General features: G+C 50.2%; 17 protein-coding genes. 4 read left to right on the top strand and 13 right to left on the bottom strand.

Annotation, left to right across the window (positions count from 1 at the left end):
• Positions 1–3: 3 nt before the first annotated feature.
• The gene (gene leuB, locus H8S75_RS05680; RefSeq protein WP_002604622.1) at positions 4–1,086 is read right to left on the bottom strand and encodes a 3-isopropylmalate dehydrogenase; all 1,083 of its coding nucleotides are present in this window, start codon (positions 1,084–1,086) and stop codon (positions 4–6) included.
• Positions 1,087–1,248: 162 nt separating this feature from the next.
• On the opposite strand from leuB, the gene H8S75_RS05685 reads away from it, so the two are divergent.
• The 3 genes from H8S75_RS05685 (at position 1,249) to H8S75_RS05695 (ending at position 3,880) form a co-directional block, all read left to right on the top strand.
• The gene (locus H8S75_RS05685; RefSeq protein ID WP_187019987.1) at positions 1,249–1,431 is read left to right on the top strand and encodes a hypothetical protein; all 183 of its coding nucleotides are present in this window, start codon (positions 1,249–1,251) and stop codon (positions 1,429–1,431) included.
• Positions 1,428–2,351 (top strand): LysR family transcriptional regulator, encoded by a 924-nt coding sequence (locus tag H8S75_RS05690; RefSeq protein WP_002604623.1) that lies wholly within the window; start codon positions 1,428–1,430, stop codon positions 2,349–2,351. Before H8S75_RS05685 ends, H8S75_RS05690 begins: the two co-directional genes overlap by 4 nt.
• Positions 2,352–2,533: 182 nt before the next feature.
• Positions 2,534–3,880: an SLC13 family permease gene (locus H8S75_RS05695; protein WP_187019988.1), complete on the top strand. Its 1,347-nt coding sequence runs from the start codon at positions 2,534–2,536 to the stop codon at positions 3,878–3,880.
• Between the two features lie 71 nt (positions 3,881–3,951).
• On the opposite strand, the gene H8S75_RS05700 is transcribed toward H8S75_RS05695, so the two are convergent.
• Complete coding sequence (locus tag H8S75_RS05700; RefSeq protein ID WP_187019990.1) at positions 3,952–5,130, bottom strand: MalY/PatB family protein; 1,179 nt, start codon at positions 5,128–5,130, stop codon at positions 3,952–3,954.
• A gap of 287 nt (positions 5,131–5,417) precedes the next feature.
• Here H8S75_RS05700 and H8S75_RS05705 point away from each other — a divergent pair, with 287 nt between their 5' ends.
• Positions 5,418–5,669 carry a hypothetical protein gene (locus H8S75_RS05705; RefSeq protein ID WP_187019992.1) on the top strand — a complete coding sequence of 84 codons (252 nt, stop codon included), beginning with the start codon at positions 5,418–5,420 and terminating at the stop codon, positions 5,667–5,669.
• Between the two features lie 86 nt (positions 5,670–5,755).
• Here the strand turns inward: H8S75_RS05705 and H8S75_RS05710 are convergent, their stop codons facing one another.
• The 11 genes from H8S75_RS05710 to gtfA form a co-directional block, all read right to left on the bottom strand.
• Positions 5,756–6,256, bottom strand: a complete 501-nt coding sequence (locus tag H8S75_RS05710; RefSeq protein WP_187019993.1) for a MarR family winged helix-turn-helix transcriptional regulator — start codon at positions 6,254–6,256, stop codon at positions 5,756–5,758.
• Positions 6,257–6,356: 100 nt separating this feature from the next.
• Positions 6,357–6,866: a hypothetical protein gene (locus H8S75_RS05715; RefSeq protein WP_187019995.1), complete on the bottom strand. Its 510-nt coding sequence runs from the start codon at positions 6,864–6,866 to the stop codon at positions 6,357–6,359.
• A 178-nt stretch (positions 6,867–7,044) separates the two neighbouring features.
• Positions 7,045–8,025: a DUF4340 domain-containing protein gene (locus H8S75_RS05720; RefSeq protein WP_187019997.1), complete on the bottom strand. Its 981-nt coding sequence runs from the start codon at positions 8,023–8,025 to the stop codon at positions 7,045–7,047.
• 47 nt (positions 8,026–8,072) lie between these two features.
• Positions 8,073–9,443, bottom strand: coding sequence for a GldG family protein (locus H8S75_RS05725; protein WP_187019998.1), 1,371 nt, complete (start codon positions 9,441–9,443; stop codon positions 8,073–8,075).
• 24 nt (positions 9,444–9,467) lie between these two features.
• Positions 9,468–10,334: an ABC transporter permease gene (locus H8S75_RS05730; protein ID WP_002604631.1), complete on the bottom strand. Its 867-nt coding sequence runs from the start codon at positions 10,332–10,334 to the stop codon at positions 9,468–9,470.
• A complete protein-coding gene (locus H8S75_RS05735) occupies positions 10,335–11,591 on the bottom strand; it encodes an ABC transporter ATP-binding protein (RefSeq protein WP_187020000.1) in 1,257 nt (418 codons plus the stop codon).
• A gap of 328 nt (positions 11,592–11,919) precedes the next feature.
• Complete coding sequence (locus tag H8S75_RS05740) at positions 11,920–12,540, bottom strand: D-sedoheptulose-7-phosphate isomerase (RefSeq protein ID WP_187020002.1); 621 nt, start codon at positions 12,538–12,540, stop codon at positions 11,920–11,922.
• Positions 12,541–12,543: 3 nt separating this feature from the next.
• Positions 12,544–14,982 carry an alpha-mannosidase gene (locus H8S75_RS05745; RefSeq protein WP_187020003.1) on the bottom strand — a complete coding sequence of 813 codons (2,439 nt, stop codon included), beginning with the start codon at positions 14,980–14,982 and terminating at the stop codon, positions 12,544–12,546.
• Positions 14,969–17,425 (bottom strand): alpha-mannosidase, encoded by a 2,457-nt coding sequence (locus H8S75_RS05750; protein WP_207729071.1) that lies wholly within the window; start codon positions 17,423–17,425, stop codon positions 14,969–14,971. The genes H8S75_RS05745 and H8S75_RS05750 overlap by 14 nt, the downstream gene beginning before the upstream one ends.
• Before the next feature lie 17 nt (positions 17,426–17,442).
• The gene (locus tag H8S75_RS05755; protein WP_187020005.1) at positions 17,443–20,025 is read right to left on the bottom strand and encodes an FAD-dependent oxidoreductase; all 2,583 of its coding nucleotides are present in this window, start codon (positions 20,023–20,025) and stop codon (positions 17,443–17,445) included.
• Positions 20,015–21,463 (bottom strand): sucrose phosphorylase, encoded by a 1,449-nt coding sequence (gene gtfA, locus H8S75_RS05760; RefSeq protein ID WP_187020007.1) that lies wholly within the window; start codon positions 21,461–21,463, stop codon positions 20,015–20,017. Before gtfA ends, H8S75_RS05755 begins: the two co-directional genes overlap by 11 nt.
• Positions 21,464–21,474 lie beyond the last annotated feature (11 nt).

Genomic DNA, 21,474 nt, shown 5'->3' on the forward strand with positions numbered 1-21,474 from the left:
TTCTTAAATCCGCTCCGCAATTAAATCTCCCATCTCGCTGGTGGAAACTTTCCTGCAGCCCTCCGACATGATATCGCCCGTTCTGAAGCCCTCGGACAATACCTTCTGAACAGCCGCTTCCACTGCATCCGCCTCCCGGTCAAGATCGAAGGAAAACCGAAGCATCATGGCCGCTGACAGAATCGTGGCGATCGGGTTGGCAATGTTCTGTCCCGCAATATCCGGAGCGGAACCGTGGCTCGGCTCATACATGCCGAATTTGCCTTCATTCATGCTGGCAGATGACAGCATTCCGATGGAACCGGTAATCATACTCGCCTCATCGGATAAGATATCTCCAAACATGTTCTCGGTTAAGACTACGTCAAACTGGCCCGGATTCATTACCAGCTGCATCGCACAGTTGTCGACCAGCATATGACTCAGCGCTACCTCGGGATAATCTTTGGCAACCTCTTCCACGACCTTTCTCCACAGCCGTGAGGAATCCAGCACATTGGCCTTATCCACGCTGATCACTTTCTTCCTGCGCTTCATGGCAATATCAAATGCCTTAATGGCTATTCTTCTGATCTCATTCTCGTTATATGTAAGGGTGTCCACGGCGGTCATAACGCCGTCCACTTCCTTCGTACTGCGCTCTCCGAAATACAGGCCGCCGGTCAATTCTCTCATAATAACCATGTCGAAACCGTCACCGATAATCTCCTTCTTTAAGGGGCACGCCTCAGCCAGCTCCTCGTAGAGATAGGCCGGTCGGATGTTGGCGAATAAATTAAGACCCTTGCGGATTGCCAGCAGGCCCGCCTCAGGTCTCAGGTTCGGTGCCACGTCGTACCATCTCGAATTTCCCACGTCTCCTCCGACTGCTCCGAGAAGAACGGAATCACTTTTTTTTGCTGTCTCCAATGCTTCGTCCGTAAGAGGGACACCGTATGCGTCGATGGATACGCCGCCCATCAGAACCTCGGTATAGGAAAACGCATGGCCGTACACATTTCCGACCCTGTCTAAGACTTTTTTAGCTTCTCTGATGATTTCCGGTCCAATACCATCCCCGGGAATTACTGCTATATTATAATTCATTTTTCTATCTCCCTCTTCACAATTCTGTTCTGTCACTGTACCATGCTGATGTATTTCTCTTCATCATAGAACATTTAGAGGGATTTTTCAACTATATTACGGGATTTTTCTGCAAAATACTATATGAGATTGGAATTAGTACTATAAATGGAAGTTATAGAAATGGGGCTCAGAACGCGTTTATGTTTCTGCCATGGTATGGAAACCGGTGTCACTGCGGCGGCCCGGTATGATATCTCTCTCTTATTCACTGCGATTTTTCAGCAGTTTTCTACCCAGTATGATATGATAGCAGAAAACAGGAAAACGGGAACTGGAATCCCCCGTGAATGGAGGAAGGTATGAGAATCGACTATCTGATATATTTTCTGAATGTGACGCAGACCCGTTCTATTAATATATCTGCAAAGCAGCTTTATATATCCCAGCAGAGCTTAAGCCGCGCCATCAAAACTCTGGAGGAAGAGATCGGCGCGCCCCTGCTGAAACGCCACTATTACGGGGTCGAGCTGACTGAAGTGGGGGAAATTGTGTCCGAATACGCGGGACGCATCGTAAAAGAGCACTATGCCATGAGGAAATCGCTGCTGCCATACTTAGAGCCCGTATCCGAAGCGTTTACCGGCCGGCTCCGTCTTGGCATTAATTACCATATAATTAATGAAGTTCTCCATACCATTGTCCATACCTTTGTCCGTCAGAACCCCGGCGTCCGCTTTTCCGTCAGCGAACACAGCGTGGAATGGATGCGTCAGGCGCTGATGGATGGAGAACTGGACCTGGCGCTGTTCGGGGACTGGGAGGAGGAGAATCCGTCTCTTTCGGATTCGTTGATCTGCGAGGAACTATACCGGGCGGATATGCTTGTATGCGTCTCCCAGAAATCATCCCTTTCCGCCAAACGCGTCATCCGGCCGGAGGAACTCTTGACAGAACCGCTGATTCAATATGAGAACCAGTCTATCACAGAAAAATTCTTTAAAGGATACGGAAATCCCAGAATTCTTCTGGAGACCAGCAGTACGGAGCTGTTCCGCCAGATGGTACAGGACGGTGCGGGGTACGGGCTGACCAACCGTCTGGACTGGCAGGAAGACTATTCCTTTGCGGAGAAAAGCAAGCTGTCGGTCATTCCCGTAAGCCACCCGCACGCCGCCATCCGATACCAGCTTCTGTACCGTAAAGAGGACCGGCTGTCCCCATGTCTTGCCGCGTTTTTAACCATTGTCCGAAAACGGTTTGCGCTTCTGGAATCTCATCAGTAGGCAGGTTACAACTTTTTGTTGTATCCCCCCAAAGGGATACTGATATGCAAACCTCCCGCATTTTGATAACATATGGCCATAATTGTTATGTTTTTGACAAACAAAAGAATGGCCGTAACCTCTTTTTCCAACCGTTATTTGTGAGGAAAGCTCCGGGGCTTGCGAGCCAGACGGAGGGAAAAATGAGTACAAAAAAATTAGAAATTCTTAAATGGGCGGCGGTTCTGGGAGTACCGCTCCTTATCTTCTGCATGCCGGAATCCGGGGCTTTCAGTCATCCGATCAAGCTTTTCTTATGCCTTACCGTGTGGGGTGTCATGACATTTGCCATGGAACTTCTGCCCAATATCGTACCGGCCATTGTTCTGCCCGTCGGTTATGTCATGTTGTCGCTCACCGGCTTTGAGACTGTATTCAGACCGTGGACCACCAACATTCCATGGATGGTCCTGGGTGCGTTTATCCTGTCGAATACACTGGAACGTATCGGACTTTTGAAGCGAGTGGCGGTCTGGTGCATTGTGAAAACCGGCGGCACCTACACCGGTATTTTGTGGGGAATCTTCCTGTTTGGCATGATCTCCAACTTAGTCATGCCCGGAGGCTTTGTCCCGGTTACTGCCGCATTTACCTACGGTATCTGCAAGGCGCTCGGCATTCAGAAGTCAAAGGCCGGCGCAGGCATCATGCTGACTGGTGTCTTCTCGACCCTGGTGCCAGGCTACTTCATCTTCGATCCCAGCAATACGGGAGTTTTGATGGGATCTGCGGAACTATCGATCACATACCTGGAATATTTAAAACAGAATCTCATATTCCTGCCGCTCATTCCCCTTCTGGTTTTCATCCTCTCTAAGATGTTCCGGCCGGAACATGCTGTCAGCGGAAAGGCATATTATAAAGAAGAACAGAGAAAGCTGGGAAGGATTACCTCTGCTGAAAAGAAGGCGACTGTCATTATCATCTGCCTCTTCCTGTACTTAATCAGCGGCCAGGAAATGATGTTTGGCTTCATCCTGGCGGCGTTTGCAGGCTTTATTCCGGTTATCGGCATTTCCAGGGAAGAAGATTTCCGGACGGTCAATTACCCGTTTCTGTTCTTTATCACAGGCTGTATGACCATCGGTATGGTTGCAACGGAACTGGGCTTCGGCCAGATCCTGGCGGATATGCTCTTCCCATACCTCTATCAGATGCACGAGACGGTTCTCCTGGGCGCGGTATGGTTTGTGGCTGTGATTGTGAATTTCCTGCTGACGCCGCTGGCCGCCATGGCCTCCCTCGGAGCGCCGCTGGCCCAGCTTGCCCAGACTCTGGGAATCAATCCCCAGCCGGTGCTGTATTCCTTCTTTCAGGGGTTGGATCAGATCCTTCTGCCCTATGAATATGCGCTCTACCTGATCTCATTTTCCTATGGCATGATGTCGTTGAAGGATTTTGTGAAGGGGCTTGCCATGAAAATGGCGGTGGCATTTTTGTATCTGATGGTAATTGGAATTCCATACTGGCATCTGATCGGTCTTCTGTAATCGAAAAGAGGAGGTCCGACGGTCTGTACACACATGACTGATCGGACTTCCTCTTTTTCTGCTTCTCTGCCTTACAGCGTATCGAGTGCTGCTTTCATTCTATTCATGCACGCTTCCACTGTAATTCTCTGGGCCGCTGCGTTGATCCGCTCGAATCCATTGCCTTCGGGTCCGAAAATATAGCCTTCGTCGAATACAATTCCGGCTTTCTGAACCATCAGCTCCTCCAGTTTCTCAGGATCGGAGCAGTATTCATTTAAATCGAGCCATACCAGGTAAGTTCCCTGGCAGTCCATTACCACTGCCTTGGGCAGATTCTCTTTTACAAACGATTCTATGTAACGGATATTTCCATCGATATAGGCTCTGGCCTGATCCAGCCACTCCTCCCCTTCCGTGTAAGCCGCAATGATGGCAGTCAGACCGAAAGGACTGCACATGCCAACGGATAAACGGTTAGAGACCACATCGGTCCACTGCTTCTGATACTCCTTATTAGGAATAATAATGTTGGAAAACTGCATTCCGGCCAGGTTAAAGGTTTTGCTGGGGGCGGTGCAGACGATGATTCTGTCACTGTAGTCCGGCGCAAGCTTTAATAACGGCGTATGGGTGACTCCGATTCTAGTTAAGTCTGCGTGAATTTCATCGGAAATAATCCATTTATCATACTTCTTTGCAATATCGACAATCTTTCTTAATTCATCCTCTCTCCACACACGTCCAACCGGGTTATGAGGACTGCACAGAATCATTCCCTTCGTATTCTCATCGGAGAATTTTCTATCCAGATCATCGAAATCCATCTCATAGGTGCTGCCTTTTCTAACCAGAGGACTATTGACCACTTTCCTGCCGTTGGCTTCCACTTTTCCCGTAAATGGGTGGTAAACTGGCCTCTGAATAATGACTCCATCCCCTTCTTTTGTCAGGAACTGAATCAAAAATGCCAGCGCAGGAACGACACCCGGACTGAAGAATATATCATTTTTGTCAATCTCCCATCCAAACCTTTTCCGGTACCAGCCGGTAACAGCCTCTTTGCAGTCTCCATTTTCATAAACCGTGTAACCGAAAATTCTCTGGTCTATCCGCTCATGAAGGGCACGGATAATGGGTTCTGCACAAGGCAGGTCCATATCTGCGATGGATACCGGAATGGCGTTTTTCCCGGCTTCCTCCGGTATGGTATCGAACTTGCAGCAGTGTGTGCCTCTTCTTTCTACCAGTGTGTCAAAATCATACTTCATATTGCAGCCTCCTGTCATCTGTTGTTATTTACTCACTTATTACTCCGATTCCTTTTTTAATTCATCTTCGTATAAGCCAATTAATATTTAATCTGCTTAACCGTTTATTCTATCATCAGATTAATACATCTCCCGCCGTTTGTCAACAGGAATCTATCTGTGTTTGAATCTAAACCGTTCAGTGCTTGAATCTGCTGGTAAGGCATGGTATGATACATGTAATTCAGAGCATTAACCATTCATTTGAAGCCTTCGAACCGTCACCAGAGAATGGAGGACATACCGATATGATTACCATATTTAATCGAAAAGAACTGGCCATTACCTATTCCATGAATGAGCAGGCACGAATCCGCGATATCTTAACCGCAGAAGGAATTGATTATATCATCGACACCAAAGGAACAGTCATGCGCAATGTGGGAGCGCGCGGGCCCGCCATACAGCAGTTTGGCGAGAATATCACTGCCAGCACCGAATACAGAATCTATGTTCTAAAAAAGGACTATGATAAAGCATCGCACTTAATCCATATGTAACAGAGTCGAAAGGGCCGCTGCGAAAGTAAGTATTCTTTCGCAGCGGCCCTCAGTACTACATCATCACGCAATACTGTACTGGCTATCTAATCGGCCCCGCCGTTTCCCGACAGCTGCCGGCTTTCCTCCACGTCCAGCTTAAATGCCCGGTTCAGTTGATTCTGGATTCTGATATACGTCCTCATCTCTTCTTCAGAGATCTCGTCCAGCATATGATACGTCCTTTCATAGCAGGCATTTTCAAAATCTTCGTGCTTTTTATAGATAACTTTCCCTTCATCTGTCAGATAAAGGTTATACTCCCGGTTATTCTTTTCGTTCCGCTCCTGCCTGATCCATTCCTTTTTCTTAAGCTTGCGGATCAGCTGGGAGCAGGCGCTGTTGGTCTTATGAAACTCCCTGGACAGTTCCGAGGCCGTAATTCCCGGCTGGTCTCCGACAGCCTTGATAATCTGAGACTCTGCCTGGTAGAGGATGGTTCCCTGATAATCATGGAGCAGAGAATCGTATTCATCAATCGCGTCGACGCCTTCATCCATTGTTTTTAACAATTCACAAAATAATTCATATCGTTTATCTACGCCCATAGCCCCACTCTCTTCCCTGTTGCTTCCTTTATTGTAAGTGGAAAGACCTGTGTTTGTCAATATGGCCTTGCCCGTGTTTCTGCCTTTACGTATTCCCTCCTCACGGAAGGCCCTGTTCATCCGATACAAACGGTACTGCGATCCCGGCCAGCTTTTCAAACAGCTCCCGGCCCTTTTCTCCGCCTAATCCATAACCGATATGAACCTGCTTCATCCATTTATCCCCCTGCCGGTACTTCATAATCGTTCCATCTGAATAAAAGAGATACGTATCGTAATCGAATTCCGTATAATACACGGTAACACTCAGTTCTTTCGTTGCCTTTGCAAACTCATTCCGGCGCTTATAAACATAGGGCCGGTATTGATACGCCCCCAGTATGTCTGTACAGGGCTGAAGCCGGCTTCCCTCCGCCAGGTATCCCGGCGCCTTCTCTTGACCCTGATTCTGAACGTCTTCCGTATAGGCGAAATAAATTCCATAGAGTTCAGTCCCCCTTCGAAGAAAGGGCTGAGGAAAGGTGGCCGCTATATAGGTCAGAATGATAAGTACTGTACAGAATATAAGGAGAACCTGTTTCTGGGACAGTTTCCGCTTCTGTTTTATCATCTTCATTCACCTCCGTCTGCCAAAACCGATTATCCTTTTCTATCCTTATCATACTACATTTGCAGACTGCGGTTAGAAATTATTTACTAAGTTATTCTTACGATATTCGGAGGGGAAGAGGAGAACCAGGAAAGGGTCCGGCGCGGAGTGCGCATCAGCGTTTTTTCATTATCCTTTTTTATTCCTCACCCCCGGTATCAACCGTCATGCATTTATCCAGAGTCGTTTTATCGATCTCGTTCACATATTTGGAATCCTCTGTCCTCGTATAGTATGTGGTTCCATCCTCGCCGGTATTTCCTACCGCCAGCGTAAATGTCTTTTCTTCTCCGTTCTTCTCATACGTATAGGTCAGCACCGCCTGTGGATGATCCAGCCCGTAGCCTGCCAGTTCTTCGTCCGTAACCTTGTAATTCGCGCAGCTCTTAACCACAAGGCCGCTCAGCGAATCTGCCAGCACATTGAGTGCCGCGTTGTCCGGCAGTTTGTTGTCTTCCGTATCGTCCGAACCGCGGTACCAGGCAATGGTTCCGTCCTCATCCAGTGTCTTCTTCACATAATGTTCGCTGACTCCGTTTTTCTCTATTGTGATCGTCTGGATATCCGTCCCCAGGACAGCCGGGAACTCTTCCAGCGCCATCATATCTTCCAGTCCGTAAGCCGTCTCATCGAACAGGGAGGAACTGATGAGATAAGGCACATTCTGCCCATCGATAACGGCATAATAGTTTCCGTCGTCCGTCTTATCACCGATGAGAATGGTGGTCGTATCCCCTTCATCTGCCGATACGGTCACCCGCCGCACCGGTGTATCCAGGCCGTATGCGGTCAGATCGTCCCCGCCCTCCAGTTTTCTCACTGCCGGAAGCTTCTTCACCGTTCCTGCCAGTGAATCCATGCGGGTGGTATTTACCGGAAACTGGTCGTCACCGTCATACGTCCAGGAATCGCCATCCTTTGTAAATGCCAGTACATTACCGTCATTATCGTAGGAAACAGCCTTTATTTCAGAGAAATCAGTCATATATATTTTTTCGTTTTCCGCCTGCTGCTGTTCCTTTTCCTTTGTATGTGCCTGATACGCCCCGACACCGGCATAGATAACGCCCAGCGCCGCCACCACCAGACAGCCTGTAAGCAGTCCGTAATTCTTCTTCATTGCCACGCCTCCATTTTTATTTTGCCGCACGGCTAAATAATTACTTTCTATAAACGTCTCCGCTTCAGCCAAACCATAAGGCCCGCCGCCACGGTTATCACCGGAATAACGAGAATAAAGACGATTCCCCACATGCCGCCATGTGTCACCGTGTTGTATGTCACCTCGAGGCTCTTGGACGGTATGGAAACGTTGGTCACATCTTCAAAATTGGCCGTTACCGCGTTCATAAACAGGTCCAGATTCGTAAGATTCGTAAAGGTACTGTTTAATCCGTCATCGATCAGAGAAGGCGTACCGAATACCGTCAGTCTCGCAGTGCCGGAATCCAGTGTTTTCACCGCCGTTGCCCCGAGAATGTAGGTGCCTGGTGTCTGCCCGTTTTCCGTGACAAGCATGCCGCCATCCGTTGTCTCCATAAACGGCTCTACCGTAACCTCATCGGGAAGTGTCTCCAGCTGGCTAAATGCAGCGGACTGAAGGATCAGAGCAGTGCTTTTTCTGTCAATTCCCGTCGTAATCTCACTGCCGGATACGAGAGTCGGGAAAATGTAATAGGGATTATTCTGGTAGTAGCTCTTTGTATCGGCCGCCAGGCCATTTTCCATATTTAGTCCGTAGGCGGTCATAACGGCATTCAGATTGGGGCGGTCCTTATCGGAATATCCGGCAATTAAAAGTACATTTCCGCCGCCATCCAGGTAGTCTGTCACCATGGTTTTCTCATCGTCAGCAAGATCACTTGCCGGCGCATTTATCATGAGAAGTTCGCAGTCCTCCGGGATCCCGCCTCCAGTCAGAAAGTTGATGGTATTTACCGTAAGGCCTGACTTTTCCAGCATATCGGAAGTAAGCGTACCTAACGCCGCCTCCCCATGGCCTTCCGTCACATAGATATTTTTCTGCACATCATTTGTTACATAAGAGACAGCGCTGGTAAGCTGGCCCTCTCCGTCGAACTCCGTCTCCTTTGCCTGGCCGTAATAATAGTAAGACATCTGGTCATATTTAATGATATCGCTCATCTGGATCGTTTCTGTTTTTCCATTATCCTCACACATCACCAGAATCGTATTGTTCTCTGCGTTCAGCTGCTTTACCTGATCCGGGTGCAGGACGGAATCCACATTCTCTACCTTAATATGATCCGAAAGATCCGCATACCGGTTAACAAAGCTCGTAATTCTGTCATCCACCGCCGATGGATCTGCCACCACGTAAATCGTTACGTCCTTATCGAGGGATGCGAGAAGCTCCTTCGTCGTATCTCCCACCGTATAAATCTGTGTACCGCTCAAATCCCACTGGCGTACCTTTTCAGGAAGACGGCCTACGATCATATTTAACAGCACGACAGCTGCGATTACGATCACAGAAAGGATCGCCGCGTAGCCGCCCTTTTTTAGTTTTCTTGTCATTTCCAGCCTCCTAGTTTTGAGTAATTAGCTCCATCTGCGTTTTTCCACGGACTGCACGGTCAGAAATACCAGCAGAAAAATAATGCTCGCATAGTAAATAAGACCACCCGCATCAAAAATATAGTTGTTGGCAAAATTCTGAAACACATCCGTAACCGCAATCTTCTCTACAAGATTTACGAGAGCGCGGTCAAACATGCTCTTTTTGGCAACATACGCTCCCACCAGGGCGACGATTCCCGCCGCCTCCAGCACAAACGCCAGAAGGTTATGGCTCGTTACCCGATGAAGGATCACCACGCAAAGTGTCCAGAGAAGCAGGAAGCCCACCAGCGAGCCGGAGGCCGAGGTCGGAAGGAAGTTCACGAGGCTGGGCCATAAAAGCAGCAGCAAAATGACTCCGAAGGTTCCCACCGCCGCAATAATCTGGCTCTCTGTCGTGGACGATATAAACATTCCAATGGCAATGTAAACACAGCCCAGAAGGAAAAACGCCAGAATTGACGCGTAATCCGTCTTTAAGTATGCCGTTCCGTTCATCTTTATTATGAGCGGGCAAAGGCAGGAAATGAGGACCGGAACCGCAAAAACAGTAACCATGGACAGATATTTGGCCAGAACCATTTTCGGTACGGAAACCGGTGCTGTGAGAAGCAGCTGGTCCGTCTTCGTCTTCCTGTCATCTGCAAAGCTTCTCATGGTCAAAACCGGAATGCCGATCATCACGATCGTTACCATGCCGGACAATGTATAGGAAAAATACGGATAACCGCTCATCAGATTGTAAGCCATGAAGTAAATTCCGACAAACAGAACCAGAAACGCGATGAATACATATCCGGTCATGCATTGGAAATACGACTTCAATTCCCTTTTATAAATCGCCGCCATTTATACTTCCTCCTTTTCTGTTTCCGCCGTGAAGTCTTTGTCAGGATCATTTTCCTCTTCTGCTGCGTACAAAGCATTGTCGGGATTATTTTCCTCTTCTGCTGCGTACAAGGTATTGTCGGAATCATTTTTCTCTTCTGCCGCGTACGAAGCATTGTCGGGATTATTTTCCTCTGCCGCGTACGAAGCATTGTTGGAATCAATTTCCTCTCCTTCCGCGCCCGAAGCATTGTCCGCAGTCAGTTCCAGGAATACTTCTTCCAGAGATGCCTTTGAAGTATGCATGGATAGAATCGGGATCCTCCGGTCTGCAAACGCAAAGAAAATAGTCTCTCTGATGTCCGTCTGCGGAATGATATTCATGTCTTCGTTTTCTTCACTTTCCTCTCTCTCTTCGCTCTCCTCTCTCTCCGCGTCCTCAGCCCCATCTTCCAGGCAATTCTCTCCCATCAGCTGGAAGCTCACCTTCCTCACTCCTTCCTCGCCGCTCTCGCTCACCGCGATTTCCTCTGCTCCGTCAATCGCTTCGAGAATCTCCCGGATCTCTTCTTCCTGTCCCTTGACGAGCAGTTCCATGCCGGCGGCCCCGGCCATCTGACGCTCCAGATTCTCCGGCGTGTCGCTGGCAATCAGCTTTCCACGGTCTATGATCAGGATGTGGTCGCAGACCGCGCTGACCTCGGAAAGGATGTGGGAGCTTAATATCACTGTGTGTTTTTCTCCCAGTTCCCGGATCATATCCCGGATCTCGATAATCTGTTTTGGATCGAGGCCTACAGTCGGCTCATCTAAAATGATCACAGGAGGCATACCGAGCACCGCCTGAGCCAGCCCGACACGCTGCCTGTAGCCTTTTGACAGATTTCGGATCAGCCTTCCCTGCACGTCTTCCAGCTTCGCCAGCGCCACCACCTCGCCGATGGCACTTTTTCGTTCCTTCTTCGGTATCCGTTTTAATTCCGCTGCAAAATCCAGCTGCTCCATAACCGTCATATCGACATAAAGAGGAGGAAGCTCCGGCAGATAGCCGATACATTTCTTCGCTTCCTCAGGTTCTTCCAGTATGTTGTGTCCGTTAATCAGGACATCTCCCTCCGTAGCACCGATATAACCGGTCATGATGTTCATGGTAGTCGATTTTCCGGCGCCGTTAGGTCCTAAAAAGCCGTAAATCTGACCGTCTTCGATGGTAAAGTTCAGATGATCCACTGCCAGATGGCCGCCGTAATCTTTTACGAGATTCTTTACTTCTATCAACTCGTTCTCCTCCTGAATTCTATATTTACACGGGCGCGGGAAAGGGCCGCTGACATCTGGTATTTGCGCAATGCAGTGCCAGCCTCACTGCACGCCTCGCATATTCGGTGTTAATACATAGGGTAAAAAATAAATGTGTTGATTCTGTGTTCATATTTTGATGTTTCTGTGATAAAAGTGTGAACCAAAAAGCAGAGGCAGCTGAAACGCATCCGCGTCCAAGCCTCCTCTGCTTTATAACCACCTTCCAGCGTCATTTCTCCGTGTTTCTCTTCTGAAGCATTACCGTCAGGATAAATTGATTTTCTTTCACCTCATATTCCGTGCTTCACCGGGCGTCTGTATCGGGGAAGAAGTGTTCCTCCAACATCGCGCACAGCGTATGATAGACGGGAAGATGCAGTTCCTGGACGTCGGCTGTCACCTCCGCCGGCACCGCAAGGCATACGTGACTGATTTCCTTTAAGACACCCCCGGCGCTTCCGGTCAGAGAAATGACAGAAAGGCCCTTTGCTTTTGCCACCCTGGCGGCATTTACCACATTTACGGAATTGCCGGAAGTACTGATTGCCGCCAGCACATCACCGCGCCTTCCGTAGCCGTACACCTGCTGGGCAAATACCATTTCCGGGTCTACGTCATTTAAAAAGGCAGTGGACAGGGCGCTGTGCCCTGTCAGCGAGACCGCAGGGAGCGCGCCTTGCAGACGGTTTCCCAGATCTCCCAGCCCATCCTTTTCTGCGTCACTCAGCGGGCGCTTTTTATAGAATCCTTTCATCAGTTCCCCCACAATGTGGTCGGAATCTGCCGCGCTGCCTCCATTTCCACAGACCAGCAGTTTTTCCCCCTGTGAATAAGCGGTTTCCAGCAGGCCATAAGCACGTTCTATCTCCTCTTTCATGCCGCATAAAGCGGGATACCGCTCCAGAAGCCGTTTCAAATGATCCATCCTCTATTCCTCCAGCATGTTAGTCCAGACAGCCTCACCGCCTTTTTTGCCCGGCACCTCCGGCAGCCGCAGAGTCTTAATTTCAAATGGCTGGAAATCCGCCTCTATGGTCTGTCTCAGAACATCAATTGTGAGTTCTGCCTTCACCGACCTGCCGGCCGTCTCATATGCCCGGAGGATCACATCTCCACTGCTGTCTTCCGCTTTTTTCAGCACTTCCACAACGATATTTTCCTGATTGACCTCCAGCAGGGAACCGGTCTGCTTAAGGCTTCCCTCATGGTACGTCTCGAACAGGGCTGTTGGCTGGCAGTTCATCATTTTTGCCCGTCTCACGGTCGCCGCGTTTTCCCAGCTTCCGTCATGGGGATAGAGACCGTATGTAAACGTCTGCGTTCCCTGATCGACATAGACATATTCCAGGTTTTCCTGCAGCTGGTATGGCTCATGATGGGTGTAGACCGGACTCCGAAGCACGGTGAGCGCCGCCGTCTTTCCTGCTACGCTGCCTGCAAATTTTCCGTCATTTAAGATGGACAGCCCATTCATGGAAGTCTCCATGCCAGGGTTCGTTCCCTCCAGATCCATCCACATCTGCATCGGGTACTCTTCACCGTCCGGCTCTCTCTGTTCCACCCCATATGGGATTTCCCAGCTAGTCCGTAAGTAGTTCATATTCATTGGGAACTGAAGCTTTAACATAGCCAGTTTTTCATGCCAGTCTACCGTAGTCTTAACCGCAATATAATCCAGATCCTGGAAAACAGAGAAGTCCTGAATCATTCTGGAGACACCGTAGACGCTGGTTACACGGAATAAGCACTTAACAGGACCACTCTCGATCAGACGCACAGAAATGGCTTTAAACCGGCCGATTTCATCGTCAAAAATCCGCACTGCATGTGACCAGGTATCGCTCTCATCCCTGATCACAACCGGGACTGCCGCCGGACCGGAGAAATACTCCGTGCCGTCGCTCTTTTTTAACAACGAGGTAATATATCCTGTTTCCGGATCAAGGGTGAGTTTAAACCACTTATTTTCTGCACTGCACTCCGAAGCAGTCACCTCCGGAAATGTCTCCGCCTTCTCCCTGACTGCAAACCGGTACGTCCTCCAGCCCAGGGAAGGAAGATCCGCCACAAAGCAGATACAGCATCTGCCCTGCAGAGATGCGCTGGACTGCACCAGCTGATAGGGAATCTGGTTCCCTTGCTCGTCCAGCAGCACCGTTCCCTCCTGAAACGTCCAGGATTCTGCCTGTACCTCGGCCTTCGCCTCAAACGCATTCGGATTCACCACGACAAGAGGCTTCATCCCCTCTTCCATCGGAATATTTATCTGCCAGGACAAGGACTGAACAGCACTGTTTAAACCTCTTCCCGCAATGTGAAGCGCATAGCCGTAATCCTCTGCGGCATCCTCATACGACTCCCGCAGGCTGGTACCTGCCAGAATATCATGGAACTGGTTGAACAGCACGCTCTTCCAGGCTTTCCGATACTCCTCTGCCGGATATTTTCCGCCGGCAAGGAGCCCTGCCATCACGGAAACGCGCTCCGCCATAAGCAGGCGCATCTCCGCCTCCCGGTTTAATGCCTTCACTCTCGATTCTGCACTGTAGCAGCCGCTGGAATGATGGAACAGTCCTCCGCAGACCACAGGTAAATCCCTCCCGCTCTTTTTCACGTCCTCAAAATATTCATTAGGGGAAGACAGCTTAAGCACAGGCAGATCGGGTCTGGCATCCATCTGGTGAATACTGTCGATATTTCTCTTTGTAGGACCGCCTCCATGATTGCCGACACCGTAAAAGCACATGATACCGCCTCCGGAATTCTTAATCTCACCGGCGCACCGTCTGACATGTTCTTCAATCTGGTCGGGCCAGGTGCAGTATTCAAAGGGAAGCCGAAACGCATGCACTGACGAACCATCGGCGGACTTCCAGACAAAGGTTTCTCCTGCAATCCCCTTTTCGTGGCGGCCAGGGCGCATGAATACATAACTGTCCATGCCGCATTTCTTAAGGATCTGCGGAAGGTTCCCGTTATGGCCGAAGCTGTCGACATTATAACCGCAGACTGACTTCACACCAAATTTCTCCTCAAAATACCTCTGGCCATAAAGCCCCTGTCTCACAAAGGATTCCCCGCAGGGAGCGTTGCAGTCCGGCTCAGTCCACCAGCCGCCCACGATCACCCATCTGCCCTCCTTCACCCGCATGCAGATCTCCTCAAACATGGCGGGATCATTTTCTTCTACCCACTCATAATAAGCGGCAGAACTGCCGGTAAAGATAAAGTCGTCGTATTCCTTCATCCGGTCCAGTACGGATTTAAAAGTTGCCTTCACCTCCTGCAGTCCCTCCTGCCACCGCCAGAGCCAGACAACATCAATATGAGCATTTCCTATCATGTATAATTTTTTATCTTTCTCCATTCTGATCCCTTTCCTCTTCCCATTCCAGTAAATTCACCGTTTTTATGTTTCTGCCTTCCCGGTCCGTTTTGATGGTCTGTATCTCATAATGCCCGATTTTCAGGGAATACACATTTCCCATGAGGAACAGGTGATAGTCCGAATCTACTCCCTGCAGTTCCAGAAGCCGTATGATGAAGCCATCGTCATCCTCCGCCTTCTTCACAACCTGCACCGCCACATTATCCCGGTCAGTTGCTGCAAAAGAAGAGAGAAGAGAATTCCGACCGTTCCTGGTAAGCGGCATGTGCGCGCTGTCCATGAGATACTCATAAGAACCGTTCGCTTTCTCTGCAATGCGGTACAGCTCAGATGCAGGAAGCCGCTCCCCGTGAGGCCTTAACAGTAAGTGATACGTCTGTGTTCCGATATCCATATATTCATAGCTCTCAATTTCGTTCTCCCAGTCAGGACTGCTTCCCTGAGCGTAAATAGCACTCCGGGCCACGGTTATCTGTGTTCTGCCCTCTGTCAGATTAAATGCATATTTTCCGTCATTGGCGACAGCGAGTCCACAGCCTCTTTTATCCGCCACATCGAGAAAACGCTGCATACTATATTCCCCGTCATCCGCTTCATGCACTCTCTCCACAATTCCATACGCGGTCTCCGCTCTGGTCGCGATGCAGTCTTCCCCGGTCGGATAGGCAGCCTTTAAGAGTGCGCGCGGCTGCGTAAAGCACAGCCGGTTCTCTACCCGGAGCTCCCGTTCACCGGCTCCCAGAGTATAGAGCTGCTCCAGCCTCGTCCCCTCATAGGTAAGCCTGACCCGGATGGTCTCCCGGATCTTTCCGCTCTCCACCTTGTCGATGGATTCCAGACGGAATGATACGTTTCTGTCCTCGTAACGCCTGCCCTGCAGACCGCCCCACGCGTCCCGCTCGTCCACATACAGCCGGACCGAAGCCGGGCCTTTTAAGGCGTCGTATCCTGTGGTTCTATCCATCAGGACACACAGCATTCCCGTTTTCTTATCAAATTCGGCCCGTAGAAACTGGTTTACCAGCGTATAGGGATCCGGATTATCAATTTCCATCTTCTGATTAAACCCAAGAGACGGGGCCTCTTTAGAAAGCCGGTATACGGCATAACCGCAGGAGGGAACCGATGCATAAAAGACGATGCGGCGTCTGCCTCCCAGCACCGTATGGCGGACTTTGGCCGCAGTATGAATTCTCTGGTACGGAACCTCATTACCAAAAGGATCTGACACCTTAAGAGGGCTCTGGCAAAACCATTCCAGTTCCACCTCCACGCAGTCGGAAAAGTCTTTGCCATAAGGATTGAACAGGAACAACGGATATCCCACGCCGCTGGTATCCAGACTGTTTACGATTCTCTGCTTCGCCGTCTCTCTGATGAAAGCGGCTTTTGCGCATACCGCCGAAAGCTGCATCACCGCTTCCTCCCGCGCCGGCTTAATGGTGGTGCCGCCCATGGTGTCATGAAACTCATTGAAATGCAGCGTGTTCCACAGCTCCTCTATCTTTGTAGTTTCTTCCGGCCATTCCCCTGTCTGCGCAGCCGCCATGGCCAGATATGTGTCGGCCGCTATGAGCCGGCCCTCCGCAAGGCGGTTCAGACGCTTAAATTCCGAATCATTGGAATAGCAGCCCTCATTTATTCGTTCAAACGGTCCCTTTCTCACAGGCAGTTCCCAGTCCCTGATATCTTTCAGAAACTCCCCAAAGGAAGAAAAATGCAGATCCGCTCCGTCAAAGTCCTCCGTCTGTTCACGGATCGTCTCGATATTCTCGATCGTCGGTCCTCCCCCGTGATTTCCAACGCCATAGCAGCAGACCATTCTGTCGTATCCCTTTGTTCGTTTCAGCGTATCATCTATATTTTTCAGGGTAGGCTCTCTGAACCAGGTGGTGTACTCCGCTGGGAGACATATGGCATTCACACTGCTTCCATCCGGACTTTCCCACCGAAAAACCGGGGTATTCAGCCTGGGGCGCATGAACACATAGGAATCCATGCCGCTTTTCCTCAATATCTGCGGAAGGTTTCCGCTGTGGCCAAAGCTGTCTACATTGGAGCCAATCCGGCAGATTTCCCCGAAACGGTCTTTTAAATAGCGCTGGCCGTACAGGCCATGGCGGGCAAACGCTTCTCCGCAGGGCAGAAGACAGTCCGGCTCAATAAACCAGCCTCCGGTTATCTCCCACCTGCCCTCCAGAACCCGCTGCCTGATCTCCTTCAATAAATCGGGCAGCAGCTTTTCAATCCACTGAAAGAAAGCTGTGGACGTGGAGGTAAATTTGTATTCCTCAAACTCCCGCATTCTGTCCAGTGCAGACTGATACGTAGCCTTTACCTCCTGCATCCCCTCCTCCCACTCCCAGAACCACACCGGATCAATATGGGAATTTCCTATCATATAGAGCTGTTTTTTCTCCATCACGCCTCCGTACACACTCACCATGTTTTTTCTGTTCTGTCGAAAGTCCCTTCTTTTACGGCTTTCCGTCCCATCTCCGCAGATTTGCGGATCGCCAGACAGCGAACCGTGCTCAACTGCTCCAGGCCTTTTATCCCCTCTTCCGCTCCCAGCCCGGCTAACACCCGGTAAAGCAGGAGCAGCAGTGTCTGAAGACGTTCCGCCAGCAGCGATACCTGATTTTCTTCCCGCAGCGCTTCTTCAAATTCAGGCAGTTCCGTCAGTTTCCTCAGCAGAGGGATGAATTCCGTACGGCCGCTTCTCTCGGCCGCATAGGCAAAGCATTCCAGATAGGAATACGTCCCTTTTCTGATATCCATGTAATCCCGTTCTTCCTTTTTCAGCGCTTCAAACACCAGGCAAAATGGTTCCATGGAAAATCCAGTCCCCCATGACAGCAGATTTAAGTCATATACAAGCTCCGGCATTACCCCATGATCCGGCAGAAGCTGTGCACACATCACAGATCCTTCTCTCATCGGCAGACAGGGAGCAGTCTCCTTTATCTTTCTCATAATAGTCTGCTGAATCTCTTCCATATCATCCCCGCAGCCATGAAACAGAGCCATCCGTTTCAGAGCCGCCAGTGTTTCACGGTTCCGCCCGTTTTCCTTCTCTTCCAGTTCCTGTATCCGCTTCCGGATACAGGGCAGTACCCTATCACTCTCACCGCACGCAAGAGCCAGAAGAGGACTTATCTCCGTCTCTTCATACGTAAATGGAACATCAATCCAGTGTGTGCGGCTGTCTCCCGTTACCTGTTCCGCATAAAATGTAAAGTCAGGATTGTCTCCGCCGTCACATGGATACCGGAGTTTCCCGGGAAGAGTCAGCTTGTCTCCCGTCGTCTCCCTGATCCATTCTCTCCTCTGCGGAGTGGGGAGCTCTTCAATCAGACAGCCTTCAAATACCGCCCTGGCCGCAAGCAGCCCCAATACCGCCCCCTGATGCATCAGGTCCGGCTGCATACGCAGCCCGGGAAAAGCGTTGTGAGTAGCGGAGACTGCCTTTCCCGCCACATACAAGCCCTCCAGGACAAAACCCTCCAGGTGCATCGGGATCAGCGCCCTTAAGGGAAGCTGCATTTTCACCTGAGGCGGAAGGTAGCCGCAGTATACCATATCTGCATCCAGCTTTCCTTTTGGATCAAAGTTGGAAAAGAAGGTGCAGATACCGTCGTCATACGTCCGGAACATGCATAAATCACGCAGATCGATTACTTTTTCCCCTATGATATGGCGGCTCTCACGCATACTCACATAAGCCCCATGGTCAAACATCCCTTCCCCTCTCAGCCTTCCAAGAACGGTAAACCGGGTCATGTCCTCCGGGTCAGCTGCAATCACCATAGACGAAAAATTATTCCGGTATCCGTCTGTTCCCGTGTATTGAGCCAGAGAAGCCCAATAAGTAAAACAGTCACGGCCGGAGCCGTAGACCGTCTTCGCTCCGGCATAATACGCCAGATCCCCATCACCGGTCGCATCGATGACCAGCGCCCCACACAGAGTCTGTTTTCCCGCATGCCCCGCGGTTTTTACGCCGCATACGCGTTTCCCCTCTTTCACCACATCATAGGCAATCTGCCCGAATACCACGGCCACACCAGCGTCAAGACACAGCTTCAGCAGTACGTATCCCCTGACTCCCGCATGAAAATCGTCATACTCACTCCACAGCCCTGGTCCTCTCCTGATTCCAAGCTTACGCTCGATCCGGTCCGTCTCCCGATCAATTTCTTCCATATCTCTGTAACGGTTTCCAAACCAGTAGGTACTGACGCCTCCTAATGTGGAGGTTCCTCCCAGGTCGTACTGCGGTTCGATCAGAACCGTCTCTGCACCGCCCCGGGCGGCATACAGGGCCGCCATGGCTCCGGCAGTGCCGCCTCCTGCTATGATCACGTCAAAATGTGTCCTTGTCAGCTTTGTACTGGCAAGGAAGCCGTCTCCCGCCCGCAAAGCAAACCGCCCCAGATTGAGCGCCGGATTTTCCGCCTTTGACCGTCCAAAGGCCTGGAGAAGTTCTCTTCGTCCGGCGAGCAGATTCTCCGCTTCCGTTTTCACCGGATTCCAGCGAAACGGCGCCTTCAGGATTCGGTTTTCACCGGTAGTCTCATCGGTTATCCAGGCGGCATAAGCGGTCTTTTCCGAATCCTTCGCCAGTCCATAGGCCTCATGATATTGGCACCGGACTCCATACAGCCCTCCCTTGGAGGCAAACCTTACCTCGATGCCCTCCTTCTCCACAGGGACCGCATCCACAAAATATAATCCGTATAAGAAGGCCGCTCCCTGTTCGCGGCATAACTGCTCCAGATACTTTTTATATCCATCCGGATGCAGATAACCGTTCTCCCACAGCGAATCCTGGAAAAATGCCCTCCATTCCGCCCTGCTTTCACAGTTTAAAAAACTGCCTATATCTGCGGCCAGAAACGTCTCCTCCACCGCCAGCAGAACCGCTTTTCCCTGTTGTGCCAGACATACAGACCGTTTTACCGCCTCCAGCGTATTGCCGGTTATCAGATAGGTGGTCTCTCTCCACCGATTAGCAGACATTTAGATCCAGTATCTTCTCCACGCCCTCATGGTCCAGATAGGTGATCACAAAGGAATGATCCTTAAGGTTCGCCTTTAAGTCCGCCCGGTACTGCCCCTCCTTCCAGGAAATCCACAGATGCTCGTCCGGTGCATCGTGAACCGTCATCTCTCCGTCAAACACGGGATATTCATTTCGGAACTGCATCATTACACACAGATTCTTTACGACCGGCTTCTCCACCAGCCGGTCAATCTCTTCTATTGTATAATTATGTCTGCTGATGTTCCGGTCATAGTTGGTTCGCTCCATCAGCTCATAATCATTTTCCCCTGCCAGAAGCCCCATATAGTAAACCTGAGGAATCCCCGGTGTAAAAAACTGAATTGCCCGGGACAAAAGGTAGCTGTCATCCCGCTCCCCCACCGCTGAATAGTAGGAGCAGTTAATCTGATACACCACCTTTTCGCCGCTATTTCCGCTGCTGTAATCCCATTTAAAATTAGCCCCATACTGTTCAGTCTGACGGACCACGGCCTGAAGCTCCTCCGGGGAGAGTAAATCCACGACATCCACGGTTCCCAGCCCGTCATGGGTATCCAGCGTCGTCTGCTGATTTCTGGGACAGATGGAAAGCCAGTGCCTGAGTCTGGCGCTGCTGCCTGAAAAGAGAGTATGGAGCACCATGACTGGCAGGACAAAATCGTAAACTGCATAGCCATGTTCTGCAATTTTAAGCTGCACGGTATAATGGTCATGAATCTCCGGCAGCATGGGGATCCCCTTCTCATCCAGCACACGCTGAATCCGATCCATCATCTCCCATATCTCAGGCTCCAGGAAAAAGCAGGTGGTTCCCACCTTTTTCGTGGCAAAGGCAAATGCGTCCAGCCGCAGCTGGGAGAGCCCCTGGTCCATCAGAAAACGCAGCGTGCTTTCCACGTAATTCCAGGCCGCTTCGTTTTGCAGATCCAGATCCATCTGTTCCTCATCAAAGGTACACCAGATCTTTTCCGTGGTCCCGTCCCGAAATGTGATTTCTTCACAGGGTGCGCACGGCTTCCGTTTATTGAGTAAGTCCACTTCTGCCTCCGTTGGCTCCCCGCCCGGCCAGAACTTACAGAAACGCAGAAACATATCCGCATATTCCGATTCGTCATGTTTTTCAACAAAATTAAGAAATTCCGGACTTCTCCTGGACAGATGGTTGATCATGAAGTCAAACATCAATTCGTAATCACCGGCAATATCCTTTATGTCCTCCCAGGTACCAAAGGCTTTATCCACCTCCCGGTAATTGATCGGTGCGAATCCCCGGTCTCCGGAGGAAGGGAAGAAGGGCAGAATATGAATGGAATGAATCTCCCTTCTGAAATACCGGTCTATCACTCCCTTCATCTCTTTTAAGTTCTTACCGAAGCTGTCGGCGTATGTAATCAGCATAATTTTATTTTTCATCGTATCATTTC

It is taken from the genome of Hungatella hominis (assembly GCF_014288005.1).
In the GTDB taxonomy this organism is placed as follows: Bacteria; Bacillota; Clostridia; order Lachnospirales; family Lachnospiraceae; genus Hungatella; species Hungatella effluvii.